Source organism: Pseudomonas putida, from assembly GCF_026625125.1.
In the GTDB taxonomy this organism is placed as follows: Bacteria; Pseudomonadota; Gammaproteobacteria; order Pseudomonadales; family Pseudomonadaceae; genus Aquipseudomonas; species Aquipseudomonas putida_X.
In genome coordinates, this window is sequence record NZ_CP113097.1 from 3291950 (window position 1) to 3304793 (window position 12844).

8 protein-coding genes are annotated in these 12844 nt (G+C 63.0%); 4 read left to right on the plus strand and 4 right to left on the minus strand.

All coding sequences use genetic code 11. The features are described 5' to 3' along the window. Nucleotides 1-27: 27 nt before the first annotated feature. Entirely contained in the window at nt 28-1176 is a 1149-nt protein-coding gene (locus OSW16_RS15175) for a hypothetical protein (RefSeq protein WP_267816410.1), read from the minus strand. Nucleotides 1177-1489: 313 nt separating this feature from the next. Between OSW16_RS15175 and OSW16_RS15180 the strand changes: the two genes are divergently transcribed. Further along, nucleotides 1490-5278 (plus strand): leucine-rich repeat domain-containing protein, encoded by a 3789-nt coding sequence (locus OSW16_RS15180; protein ID WP_267816412.1) that lies wholly within the window; start codon nt 1490-1492, stop codon nt 5276-5278. A gap of 6 nt (nt 5279-5284) precedes the next feature. On the opposite strand, the gene OSW16_RS15185 is transcribed toward OSW16_RS15180, so the two are convergent. Then, nucleotides 5285-6886, minus strand: coding sequence for a putative bifunctional diguanylate cyclase/phosphodiesterase (locus tag OSW16_RS15185; protein WP_267816415.1), 1602 nt, complete (start codon nt 6884-6886; stop codon nt 5285-5287). Nucleotides 6887-7024: 138 nt separating this feature from the next. On the opposite strand from OSW16_RS15185, the gene OSW16_RS15190 reads away from it, so the two are divergent. The 3 genes from OSW16_RS15190 (at nt 7025) to OSW16_RS15200 (ending at nt 10484) form a co-directional block, all read left to right on the plus strand. Beyond that, nucleotides 7025-8644 carry an NADP-dependent glyceraldehyde-3-phosphate dehydrogenase gene (locus tag OSW16_RS15190; RefSeq protein ID WP_241803690.1) on the plus strand — a complete coding sequence of 540 codons (1620 nt, stop codon included), beginning with the start codon at nt 7025-7027 and terminating at the stop codon, nt 8642-8644. 121 nt (nt 8645-8765) lie between these two features. Beyond that, nucleotides 8766-9233, plus strand: coding sequence for a VOC family protein (locus tag OSW16_RS15195; RefSeq protein WP_267816417.1), 468 nt, complete (start codon nt 8766-8768; stop codon nt 9231-9233). Between the two features lie 63 nt (nt 9234-9296). Beyond that, nucleotides 9297-10484: a hypothetical protein gene (locus tag OSW16_RS15200; RefSeq protein ID WP_267816419.1), complete on the plus strand. Its 1188-nt coding sequence runs from the start codon at nt 9297-9299 to the stop codon at nt 10482-10484. A gap of 96 nt (nt 10485-10580) precedes the next feature. Here OSW16_RS15200 and ilvA read toward each other — a convergent pair whose 3' ends face one another. Both ilvA and OSW16_RS15210 read right to left on the minus strand, forming a co-directional pair. Further along, entirely contained in the window at nt 10581-12143 is a 1563-nt protein-coding gene (gene ilvA, locus OSW16_RS15205; RefSeq protein WP_267816421.1) for a threonine ammonia-lyase, biosynthetic, read from the minus strand. 181 nt (nt 12144-12324) lie between these two features. Next, nucleotides 12325-12756, minus strand: coding sequence for a PACE efflux transporter (locus OSW16_RS15210; RefSeq protein WP_241803697.1), 432 nt, complete (start codon nt 12754-12756; stop codon nt 12325-12327). Nucleotides 12757-12844 lie beyond the last annotated feature (88 nt).

Below are 12844 nucleotides of genomic sequence, written 5' to 3' on the forward strand. Positions count from 1 at the left end.
CTTATCTAGGCCGGCCTTGACGCTGAGTTAGTTGGACAATACCCTTTCCATCGTGGGCGGTGATTTCAAGTTCGCATAGCGTTGACGCAAGTTCTCGAAGAACAATTCCCCCGAACTTTTAGCCCCATACAGGTATATTTTGTGCAAGCCGCCAAACACCATTTCGTGGTAGCGGCTGGCGAGCGCTTCATCACTGGACCCTTCCGGCAAACCGAGGTGCAGCGTCAACTTGTCGCCTTCGACCGCAAACAGTGGCGTGTCCCAAAGAAAACGCGCCACGCCCGTCTTGGGTAGGCGGATGAACATGTAAGCGTGGTTGCCGAGTGAGTCGATATCCCCCCCGCGCCGGCGTTTCCACTTCAATAACCCATCGTCCGGGCGCGCCAGACAAAGGCCGATGTCGTAGTAGTCGAAGCCATTGGCCAAGGCCCACTCCAATGCCATGTAGGTGGTGATGGAGTTGACCTCACGCAGTTTCTTGGCATCGGAAAACACGGCTTCGCAGTAACCGAAACGTAACGTGCTCCAGTAGCGCTTGCCCGCCCGGGTTATCTCACAGCCAAGGTGGCAGGCAACCACCTCGCCGTTCAACGTGATCAAGTCCAGGCGGCCGACTCCCTTGGCGAGGCGGAACACCTCCTCGGTGGGAAACTGCGCCGCATGAATGCCTTGCCGTGCGCTGGCATACGGCCGCAGCAGATCACGGTCGGCCATGGCAATTTCGTCGTCAGCCAGCGTTTGCCTCATCTCATAGAGCGGTCGGTTCTTGCGGATACTGCGGCGCAATTCACTGTCATAGCGCGCGGTGATATCGTCCAGCGAGCGCCCCAGCGGTACAACGGCACTCAGGTAGTGCGGAACGGACAGCGCACCGAGGGTGGGTAACTCACTGACGACGACGCGGCTGGGCAAGCTGCCCGCCGAGCCCTCGGGTTGTGGTGCCTGCTGCTGCGCCTTGCCGCCTATCAACAGCTTGGCCATCTCACGCTGTTGCTTTCGGCCGATGTACAGAATTTCGTAGGGGCTTTCCTGCTGCAGCCTGAACCGGGCGATCTCCCAATGCCAAAAGCACGCCCGCCCCAGCATGTCGCGTAACACGTTTGATACGGTTCTGATCTCGTAACGCAGCGAAGGCGAGATGAGTTTTCGAGCTACGGCCATCATGTGCGCTTTCATTTCTTCTTCGACGTCCTTTGAATTCAAACGGCCTTATCGGAAGAGAAGCGGGTTATTGCTCAAGACAGTGACGTAAGCGACTGATATTCCGACAACATTGCCCCTTGCCGGCCTAACATTCAGTAACAATTTAAGATGCAAGCCCGCGCATTAGCAAGCGGCGTTTTGCAATCATCTGCCTTCATTTCATGACGTCAATTTTCTTTCCTGCACGGTTCTAGTCATTAATTACTGCAATGGGTAGTTAACTACCTCACTGCTGCGCTGCAAACGGTGCCTGCTACCGGCTCTTTCCCTCATGCAGGTACCGACGATGACTGATCTCGACCATCACAACCCTCATCAGCAACTGATTCAGGCACAGCTACCGGCATGGGCCAGAACCCTGAGCCCTGAACACTGGCAGCGCTTGCGCGAGAGCGTGCTGCCCGCACAAGGCCTGGATGAACAACTGCCATGGTTCGCCAATGCTGCACCTGATCTGCGCGAAGCAGTGCTTGCCAGCCAGCGCCGGTTGGACAACTCGCACTACCAGCTGGCGCGCGCCTCGGCTGGGCTGCAGAACGTTGCCGAATTTGCCGAAGACTTGCTCGGACAACGACTCAAAGCCGAGCACCAACTCTCGGTGCCGCTGCGCAGTACCCAGCTCATCCATATTCAACGCATGTTCACGTTCGGCACCTACGTCACTGGCCACACAGCCACCAGCCTGCTCGAAGCCGCCCTGCACAACTTTGAACAGCAGCCTAGGTTCAGCCAGGACAGTGCCCTGGTACTGGCCGGTGATGCACAGTTCGAAGCAACCACGGTCGTCGGCCAGACCACCCTGGGCGACAGCGATACGTTGGTGGATATCGACCTGCCGTCCGAGGCATATCGCATCAAGCCGCTGCCGCTTTCCCCCAGCAGCTTCGCCAGCAGTTGCCGCGACCTGGACATTGGGCAGCGGTATCAGGAACACCTGCAGACGATCTTCGAAACACCCTCGAGCCCGGTACGCGCAGCTTTCATGAACACCCTGCGCGATCGCCTGCGGCTTGCCGCCGACATGGCCTTGCTGCGCCACACCATCACTGGCAACGGCCGTGACGTCATCGAGGCGCTCCTGGGCGATGCACCTCTGCCCTGCTGGCAGCCATCGCTGTTCGGCATCGCGCTGCACGAAGTCCTGATCATCGACGCTGGCAAGGCGGGGTTGTTGTTGTACCTGCCGGGTGATGAGCAGCACCTGTTGCAGTTCCCCGGCCTTGCAGGGGTGCATGCGCATCTGGCCACCCACTTGCTGCAAGCGGGGTACCGACGCGCTTTCCAGCGCTACGTGTCATCGGTGCAGTGCTATCGCTTCTTCGACCTGCTGCAGCAGAACCTCGACGCCGCAGGTACCAGTGCCTTGGATCAACAGTGGTCGATGCGCGAGGGCGCCGACCTGCACCTGACCCTTGCCCCCATCGAGGCGCCCCTGCTGAGGTTTCTCTACGACGACCATGTGGCACGCCTGAAGGCCGAGGCCGCAGCCCTGGCAGTGCCTAGCGCAGCGCTCGACCGGCAGGCGCACCAGCGGCGCATGGCCCAGTGGCAAAGCATCGGCCTGAACGCACTGATGATTGCAGGTTTCTTCATACCCGGGGTCGGCACCCTGATGACAGGGGTAGTCGCCTGCCAGTTGCTTGGCGAGGTGTTCGAGGGTTACCAGGCGTGGAGCATCGGCGACCGCCACCTGGCCTTGCAGCACATCGAGGCGGTCGGTTTGAACCTGGCTGCGATCGGCGGGTTGCATGCAGCAGGCAAGGTGCTGCCGAAGCTGTTCAACAGCGCGCTGATGGAAAGCCTCGAACCGGTGAAGCTGCAGGACGGCAGCAAGCGACTCTGGCGAGCGGACCTGACAGGCTACGCGCGTACCGAGCCGTTACCTGCAGAACCTGATGCCGACCCGCAAGGGCTGCAAGCCCATCAAGGCAGGCAGTTCATCCGCATGGAGGGGCAACAGTATGAAGTAGCCCAGCGTGGGACCGACCCGCGCTGGAGGTTAATCCACCCGACTGACCCCAAGGCCTACCAACCGTTGCTGGAACACAACGGCGAGGGCGCCTGGCGGGGGGAGCACGAGGTGCCCCAGGGCTGGTCCGACAGCCAGTGCATGCGGCGCCTCGGCTTGCCCGTCGATACCCTGGACGATGTGCAATTGCAGCAGGCCATGGTCATCAGTGGCGTGGACCGGGCACAGTTGCTGGCAGTCCACCTGGCCGGTGAGGCCACGCCTGCACTGCTCGCCGATAGTTTGGAGCGCCTGACGCTGGCCGAGCAGATGCCCGAGCTGGGCGGCGCGGCACTGACGCGCATTTACCAGCGTACGGCAAGCGCCGCCGAACAGCGGCTGTGCCAGGCCTATGCGCCGTTGACACCACCGCTGGCCAGGCGCCTGCTCGCGCGCCTCTCACCAGAGGCATTGGCCGCTTGGCACTCGCAAGGTGCGCTCCCCGCCTGGCTGCAGCAGCAAGCCCAGCAGATCACCCGCGATCTACCCCTGGCCCGGGCCTTGGAGGGCCTGTACCAGCCACGCCTGGCCGACAGCGACAGCGAACGCTTGCTACTGGCCTGCATTGAGCGGCATTCCGGTTGGCCAGACCCCGTGCGCCTGGAAATCCGCCAAACCCATCCCGAGGGCCGCCTACTGGCGGCCATCGGCGCGCAACAGGCCAGCGAGCGTTGCGTGTTGCTCAGGTCTGACCTGGGGTACGAAGTGTTCAAGGGCGAGCGCCCGGTGGCCGGGCCCCTGTACCGCGACGCCTACCAAGCGCTGTACAGCGCAGCGCCAGCGAAACTGAAAGCGGCCTGGGGTAGCGCACAAGCCTTGGGTGAGCATACGCAACACCTGGCCGCTGCCGAGCGGGAAAAATGGCCACTGCGCCTCTGGGGCCCCCAGGCCAAGCGCCCTGCCCTGCGTCACCGGTTGCGCGGTGGCGCACCGCTCTCCCCGCAGGTACCCAGTTCACCGTTCTTCGATCGGAGCGTGCCGGCGCGCTTGCGCAGGCTTTACCCCAGCATCACCCAGGAGCAGGTCGAGCGCTTGCAGGCAGACTGGCGTAACACGATGCGCTCTGCGGAAACGGAACTGCAAATTCGCGAAGACGCCTTGAGGCAGGTACGCATCGACCTTGATCGATGGGCGGCGGCCGTTCCCCGGCGCCGGCCCGCCGTGCGGAAGGTTCTCAATGCCTGGCAGCAGAATTCGATCCGTGTGCTGTCCACCGGCCAACGCATCCACGCCCTCGACCTGAAAAACTTCGAGCTTGAAAACAGCGACTTGGCGTCCCTCACGCTGCCAACGGGTTTGAGCCACATCGCCGACCTTGACCTCAGCGGTAACAACGCCCTGAGCGAGTTGCCCGCACACTGGCTGCAAAGCCTGCCCCAACTGCAGCGCCTGACCTTGAGCCGTTGCCGCTTCGACGCGCTTCCAGAACTTCGGGTACCCGGCAACCTGCAATGGCTTGACCTCGAACATAACCGCATCAGCTGGGACGCCCGCGCACAGGCAGCGCTGGAGCGACTGACCGGGTTGAGGGTGCTGGACCTGTCTCAGAACCCATTGCTCCAGGCGCCGAACCTGCAGCACCTGCCGGGGCTTGGCTCGGTGTTCATGGTCAATTGCGGCCTGACCGAACTCCCCCAAGGCCTTGAGCGCCTGGAGTCGGCGTTGATCATCGACCTGTCCGAGAACCAGTTCCAACGCCTGGCGCCGGGCTTCACCCTGCCCGTTGACACCGCCAATGCCCTGACTCTGGAAAGCCCAGCGCTTGGGCCGCACATTCGCGAGCAGATTGAAGAGTATTACCAACTGCATGGTGCGGACCTGCTGGTGTCGGATATCGACTACCAGCCACTGCTGGCCGACGCCAGTGCAAGGCGGCTGCAGCTTTGGACGCGGGTGCCTATGCACTACCGACGCGCGCTGCGCCAACTGATCGACGACGCGGCCGACTACGATGACACCCTGACGGGCCTGGAATCACTGTGGCGCCGCCTGGAGCGGATGGATACAGACCCCGCCTTCCGCGAGCTGGCGCTGGACTCGCCAGCCAGCTTGCTGTTGGACCTCTGAGGCGGGTCAGGCGCTGCCCTGGCGGCCCCGCTCGGTACGGGTCGCCAGCCAGCGCGCAAGGTCCGCCGCCGGCATTGGCCGGGCCAGCAGATACCCCTGGCCCTGGTCGCATCCGGCGTTGCGCAAGAAGTCATACTGCTCCTGGGTTTCAATGCCCTCGGCAGTGATCCGGAAGCCCAGCGCGTGGCCCAGGTCGATGATGGCCCGGGCCACGGCCACTGCATCGTCATCGTCCGGCAAGTCCTTGATGAACGCACGATCGATCTTCAGGTGATCGATCGGCAGCGCTCGCAAATACGCCAAGGAAGAATAGCCCGTGCCGAAGTCGTCCACGGCCGTGGTCACGCCCATGGCCTGCAATTGGGCCAGTACCTCACAGGCCTGTTGCTGGCTTTCCATCAGCAGACTTTCAGTGATTTCCACTTCCAGCAGGCTCGGCGCCAGGCCGTGACACTCCAGCGCCTGGGCCAGGCTGGAGACATAGTCGCTGCGCTCGATCTGCAGCGCCGCCACGTTGATCGCCATGGGCCCGGGTAGGCGGTCCTCGTCACGCCAGGCGGCCAGCTGAGCGCAGGCAAGCGCCAACACCCGCTCACCTAGCGGGATGATCAAGCCCGTACGCTCGGCCAACGGAATGAATTCGGCAGGTGACACCAGGCCATGGACCGGGTCGCGCCAGCGCAGCAATGCCTCGACACCCTGCACGCAGCCGCTGAACAGGTCGACCTTGGGTTGATACCACAGCTCGAACTCGTTCGCCTGCAAGGCACGGCGCAGGTTGCGCTCAAGCTCCAGGCGCTGCTGCAGGCGGGCTGTCATATCCGTGTGGTAAGGGCGCCAGGCGTTGCGCCCACTTTCTTTGGCTGCATACATCGCCGTATCGGCGTGACGCAGCAAGCTACCGACATCCTCGCCATGCTGCGGGCACCTGGCCAGCCCGATACTGCCGGTCACCAGGGCGGTGCTGCCGTTGAGGTCGAACGGCCGCTGCAGGCAACGCAGCAGATGGCCCACCTGATGGCTGACCTGGCCTTGGGTGCCGCGCAGCATGAAAACGAATTCGTCGCCGCCCAGGCGACATACCCGGTCAGCCGCGTCCAGCTCCTGCAAAAAGCGTGCGGTGGCTTGCTGCAGCAACAGGTCACCCATGGCATGACCGAGGCTGTCGTTCACCTGCTTGAAGCCATCGATGTCCAGCATCAGCACAGCCAGGCCATCGCCCTTGAGAATGGCATCGGCCAGCTGTTGCTGGAACAGCACGCGGTTGGGCAAGCCAGTGATGGTGTCGTAGTGGGCCAGCCGCTCAAGCTGCGCCTGGGAGCTACGCAGTTCTCGGTTGCGTTGCTGCAGCTGGCGTTGCTTGCGGTTGATCAACGCCAGGAACAGGCTGGTCAAACCCGTACAGGCCAGGGCGAACCAGAGCAGCGGCGAGACCAGCGGGCTGGTCAACAGGCCGCCAGGCTGGCGTTGCACGTCCAGGTTGCCCAGCAGCACCGACAGGGCGATGCCGACCAGGGCAAAGCCTACCGGCATCAGGCTGCCAAGGGAGCGGCGCGGCAGGCCGGTGGGCGGCGGCTCATCAGGTAGTGGGGTATTGGACGGAGTCATAGGCCTTGGTATGCGCTCGATTAATGCTGTATCGGCGCACTGCGGGCAATATTGAACCAGACTGGTATTTTTCTTTCGGCGGGTGCATCCTCGAAGCTGAAGCGATTCACCTACCCAGACTTGTGAGGTGCAGCACACATGGACCATCTGCTCGATTCGCTGTTTCCTGCTGCCGGGGATGTCCCTACCCCCTGGCAGCTGGATGCCCCCCTGGAGCAACGCGATTACCTGGTCAATGGCGAACTGAGGCGCTGGGATGGGCCGCTGGCCACCGTGCGCAGCCCGGTTTGGCTGAAGGAAGGCGGCGGCGAGCGACAGGTGATTCTCGGCAGCGCCCCGCTGCTCGATGCCGATACGGCCCTGACGGCACTGGACGCCGCGGTACAGGCCTATGACAAAGGCCGCGGCGCGTGGCCGAACATGCGTGTGGCCGAACGCATCCAGCATGTGGAAACCTTCCTGGCGCGCATGCGCGAACAGCGCCAGGCCGTGGTCAAGCTGCTGATGTGGGAGATCGGCAAGAACCTCAAGGACTCCGAGAAGGAGTTCGATCGCACCTGCGACTATATCGTCGACACCATCAACGCCCTGAAAGACCTCGACCGCCGGTCCAGCCGCTTCGAACTCGAACAGGGCACACTCGGCCAGATCCGCCGTGCGCCACTGGGCGTGGCCTTGTGCATGGGGCCTTACAACTACCCGCTCAATGAAACCTTCACCACGCTGATTCCCGCGCTGATCATGGGCAACACGGTGGTGTTCAAACCGGCCAAATTCGGCGTGCTGCTGATTCGCCCGCTGCTCGAAGCGTTCCGTGACAGCTTTCCGCCGGGGGTGATCAACGTCATTTATGGCCGCGGGCGCGAAACGGTCAGTGCCTTGATGGCCAGCGGCAAGGTCGACGTGTTCGCCTTCATCGGCACGCACAAGGCCGCCAGCGACCTGAAAAAGCTCCACCCGCGCCCGCACCGGCTGCGCGCCGCCCTGGGGCTCGATGCCAAGAACCCCGGCATCGTGCTGCCCCAGGTAGACCTGGACAATGCAGTCGAAGAAGCGGTCACCGGCGCGTTGTCGTTCAATGGCCAGCGTTGCACCGCACTGAAAATCCTGTTCGTCCATGAGGACGTGGTCGAACCGTTTCTGGACAAATTCCAGCGCAAGCTCGCTGCGCTCAAGCCAGGCATGCCCTGGGAGCCAGGGGTGGCCCTGACGCCGCTGCCGGAGCCGGGCAAGGTCGATTACCTCGACGCCCTGGTGGCAGATGCCACGGCCAAAGGCGCGCGGGTGGTCAACGAGGGGGGTGGGCACAGCCGCGGGTCGTTCTTCTACCCTGCCCTGCTCTACCCGGTAACCTGCGACATGCGGGTGTACCACGAAGAGCAATTCGGGCCCGTGGTACCCGTGGTGCCCTATCGCGACCTGCAGACGGTGATCGACTACGTGCTCGATTCCGACTTCGGCCAGCAGTTGAGCCTGTTCGGCAACGACCCGAAGACCATCGGCAGCCTGGTCGATATCTTTGCCAACCAGGTCGGCCGTATCAACCTCAATGCCCAGTGCCAGCGCGGCCCGGACACCTACCCCTTCAATGGTCGCAAGAACAGCGCCGAGGGTACCTTGTCGGTGCATGACGCCTTGCGCGTGTTCTCCATCCGTACCTTGGTCGCGACCCGCTTCCAGGAAGCCAACAAGGAACTGATCAGCGAAATCATCCGCAACCGGCAATCGACCTTCCTCACCACCGATTACATCTTCTGACCCGGCCATGCTTATAGACAAACGATCTAGCGAACCTGTCGATCTTCAAGCGGCCTGACCGACTCTATGCAAAGGGGGCGCTACCTGCCCCTTTCGCATTCATTTCAGAGGAGTGTCGAACATGGCAGCCAGCCCGATTCCACAAGGCCAACACAGCATCACCCCGTACCTGGGCATCAAGGATGCCGCCAAGGCCATCGACTTCTACAAGCAAGCCTTCGGCGCGGTCGAAATGTTCCGTCTAGAGGGCCCGGACGGCCGTGTAGGCCACGCCGAGCTGAAGATCGGCGATTCTTCGCTGATGCTCGCCGACCCATGCGACATGGAGGGAGGGCTGGCGCCCAGCCAGTCACTCAACGGTGTCGCCGTTGGCCTGCACCTGTACGTGGAGGACTGCGACAAGGTCTACGCCCAGGCCATCGCAGCAGGAGCAAGCCCCCTGCATGAGGTAAAGGACCAGTTCTACGGCGACCGCAGCGGCACATTGAAAGACCCGTTCGGCAACATGTGGTTCGTCTCCACCCATAAAGAAGACCTCAGCCCCGACGAAATTCGCGCCCGCGCCGCAACACTGTTCGCCGGCAACTGAGCGATTGGTTGAAAGCGGCGCAACTTTGCCTGAAGCTTGTGGCTCGTAGCTTGGAGCTGCTTCATGCGAATCATCGACAAAACCGCCGCGCAGGTACGTAGCCTGACCCCGGCCGAAGAGGCACTGCTGCAGGCATTCGCCACCGGCACCCTCACCGGCCCCGGCCTGTTACAGGCCAACCAGTTGCTGATGAAGGTGCGCAGCGCCAACCAGTGGCTGGCATGCGATTGCCGCAAGGACGCCCTTCCGGTGCTCAATGTCACCCTCAATGGCAGCACCGGCACGCTGTTTCTCAAGAACAACCCCGGCACCGCCGAGCATGCACCCGGCTGCCCGTTCAGCAAAGACGAGCGTGAGGGCGCCGACCATGAGCAAGACCCTGCCCCGCCCGCCGCCTGGCTGGCCCCCGATACACCATTGCGCCTGCTCGGCGACTTCCGCAAGGCCAGCGACAGCACGGGCGGCGCCGGCGATGGCAATGAACGCCGCGATCAACAGCGCCTGCTCTCGCTGCTGCTGACCTGGATCGAAACCAGCGGCTTGAACCTCTACGCCACGCACCTGAAGAAAGACCTGACCAGCCAGTTCGCCGAACTGCGCAGCGTCGCCAGCCGTTACCCGCTGCTCGAACGCGTGCCCGCCAGCAACTACCTGGAAACCCGGCTGGACATGAAGCACATGATGATGCTCAAGGCCCGCCTGCGCGAAGCCACGGTGTTCGGCAGCCACCGCCGCCACGGTTTGCTGTTGGACTGCGTCGACCAGATCAAAGGCCGCAAGCTGTTCAACAACCGCAGCGAGGACGGTTTCGACTTCCAGGGGCACCATCTGTACTGGGGCGGCAGCCGGGCATCCGGGCCGCTGCTGGCGCTGACCCTGTACTCGCCCACCAGCGCAGGCAGTCACTTCTATGAACTGATCCACGTGGCCAGCGTGCCGGTGCTGTCGCGCGCTCACCTGTTCCCGGTTTACCGCGACGAGGAACGTGAGCCGCTCAAGGCCCTGGTGTCGTTGATTGACTGGATGGCCAGCAAGGGGGTGAAGGTGCAGATGCGCAGGCCGGTGATCGGTGGCCAGGTGATGGATGAACTGGTGCTGACCTCCGACCAGGACCGCGTGCTGTCGGTGTCGCTGCTGGAGCAGCCGGTGGGGCCGGAACCGGACGCCGAGAACTTCAAGCGCTACGCCGACTTCAAGAGCCTGGAGACATTCCGCAAGTTCGTGGCCGGGTTCTTCATGCGCGAGCGCTGAGCCGGCCGTTGTCGCGTGCCGGCCTATGAGTTGAGTATTGCGGGGCTGTTGAGATCGCGCGCCCCGTGCGCGGCCTTCGATCTCAACAGCGCCCGATCATCCAAGAAACAGCTTGTAAGCCGGGTTGTCGGTTTCATCCCAATACCGATAGCCCATCTCATCCAGCGCCAGCGGCAGCCCTGCCTGCTCATCCTTTGGCACCTCCAGGGCGGCAAACACCCGCGCTTCGGCCGCGCCATGGTTGCGGTAATGGAACAGGCTGATGTTCCAGCGCTTGCCCAGCCGCTCCAGGAAGCCCAACAACGCGCCCGGCCGTTCCGGGAACTCGAAGCGCAGCACCCGCTCATCGGCCCCCGGCGCCGCATGGCCACCCACGGTATGGCGCACATGCAGCTTGGCCAACTCGTTGTCGGTCAGGTCGAGCACGCTGTAACCCTGCTCGGCCAGCTGTGCCAGCAGGTTCTCCCGCGGGTCGTGCAGCGGGTGCGTCTGCACACCGACAAAAAGCCGCGCTTGCTTGCCGGGGTAGTAGCGATAGTTGAACTCGGTGATCTGGCGCTTGCCCAGTGCCTGGCAAAAGGCGCGGAAACTGCCGGGCTGCTCGGGGATGGTCACGGCGATGATCGCCTCGCGCTGCTCACCCAGCTCGGCGCGTTCGGCCACGTGGCGCAAGCGGTCGAAGTTGACGTTGGCACCGGAATCGATCGCTACCAGCGTCTGCCCCTGCGCGCCTTCGCGGGCCACGTACTTCTTGATGCCTGCAACAGCCAGAGCGCCAGACGGCTCGGTGATGGAACGGGTGTCGTCATAGATGTCCTTGATTGCCGCACACAGCTCATCGCTGCTGACGGTCACCACCTCATCGACAAAATGCCGGCACAGTTCGAAGCAGTGCGCGCCGACCTGGGCAACCGCCACACCATCAGCGAAGGTGCCGACCTGCGGCAGGATCACCCGCTCCCCGGCAGCCATGGCGGCCTGCAGGCAATTGGAGTCCTCAGGCTCCACGCCGATCACCTTGACCTCAGGGCGCAAGTACTTCACGTACGCGGCGATGCCTGCCACCAGGCCCCCGCCACCGACCGGTACGAAGATGGCATCCAGCGCACCGGGCTGCTGGCGAAGGATTTCCATGCCCACCGTGCCCTGCCCTGCGATCACGTCCGGGTCATCGTACGGGGGGACGAAGGTGGCGCCTTCGCTGTCGGCCAGGGTCAGTGCATGGGCCAGCGCATGGGGGAAACTTTCACCGTGCAGCACCACATGCCCACCCCGTGAACGCACACCCTCGACCTTCAGCGATGGCGTGGTGGTCGGCATCACGATGGTCGCCTTGATGCCCAGATGCGAGGCCGCCAGCGCTACACCCTGGGCGTGGTTGCCTGCCGATGCGGTGATCACACCGCGCTCGCGCTGGGCGGTGGTCAGACGCGCCAGCCGGGTGTAGGCACCACGGATCTTGAACGAGAACGTGGGCTGCAGGTCTTCGCGCTTGAGCAACACCTGGTTGCCCAGGCGTGCAGACAACGCCGGCGCCGCTTGCAGGGGGGTCTCGATGGCCAGGTCGTACACCGGCGCGGACAAAATGCGCCGCACCTGCTCCGACAGCAGCTGCTGAGGGCTAAGCGGGGTACGGGGGCTGACGTTGAGGCTGGTCATCGGGTGCAACTCCTTGGCTGTTTTCACGTTGCCCAGGAGTCGAAGAGTGGAAACCCGCCTCCAGGGCGGGTTAGGTGCACGTACGCGCTAGCCCGCCAAACTGATAATGGCGGTAATAATGGCGTTCACGTGCGGGAAAGTGTTCATGGGGTGGGAACTTATCCCGCTGTACGTCGGCGTGTCAACACTTGGCTTGCTGTGCCGAGAGCGGCACATCGAAGACCTTGTCGAACCCCCACTGGAACACGAAAGCATAAACGAAGAAGAACACGAACAACGCCATGTTGGTGAGCAACGCTGCCCATAGGCTGACATCCAGCCAGTACGCCACCAGCGGCAGCAGGATCACCACCAGCCCGCCTTCGAAGCCCAGTGCGTGCAGCACCCTGCGCAAGAACGTGCGCTCGCGTTTGGGCTGGCGTGCTTCCCAGCGCTCGAACACCCAGTTGAAGCCCATGTTCCAGCTCATGGCGATGCCCGACATCAGGATCGACAGCACGGTCGATTGCGCCATGCCGGCCCCGAATGCCAGCTCCAGCGCCGGCGCCACGCAGGCCACGGCAATGGCCTCGTAGAGAATGGCCTGGACGATCTTACGGGCCTTGCCTTGCATGTTCAGATCCCTCTAGAAAAGGCCTCCCAAGTTACAAGAACACGCCTGCAAGAAAAAGTCAGAAATACTTTTTTGACTGACCATCCAG

Coding starts and splice junctions, on each gene's coding strand:
- OSW16_RS15175 (WP_267816410.1), bottom strand. CDS start 1,176: ATGAAAGCGCACATGATGGCCGTAGCTCGAAAACTCATCTCGCCTTCG.
- OSW16_RS15180 (WP_267816412.1), top strand. CDS start 1,490: ATGACTGATCTCGACCATCACAACCCTCATCAGCAACTGATTCAGGCA.
- OSW16_RS15185 (WP_267816415.1), bottom strand. CDS start 6,886: ATGACTCCGTCCAATACCCCACTACCTGATGAGCCGCCGCCCACCGGC.
- OSW16_RS15190 (WP_241803690.1), top strand. CDS start 7,025: ATGGACCATCTGCTCGATTCGCTGTTTCCTGCTGCCGGGGATGTCCCT.
- OSW16_RS15195 (WP_267816417.1), top strand. CDS start 8,766: ATGGCAGCCAGCCCGATTCCACAAGGCCAACACAGCATCACCCCGTAC.
- OSW16_RS15200 (WP_267816419.1), top strand. CDS start 9,297: ATGCGAATCATCGACAAAACCGCCGCGCAGGTACGTAGCCTGACCCCG.
- ilvA (WP_267816421.1), bottom strand. CDS start 12,143: ATGACCAGCCTCAACGTCAGCCCCCGTACCCCGCTTAGCCCTCAGCAG.
- OSW16_RS15210 (WP_241803697.1), bottom strand. CDS start 12,756: ATGCAAGGCAAGGCCCGTAAGATCGTCCAGGCCATTCTCTACGAGGCC.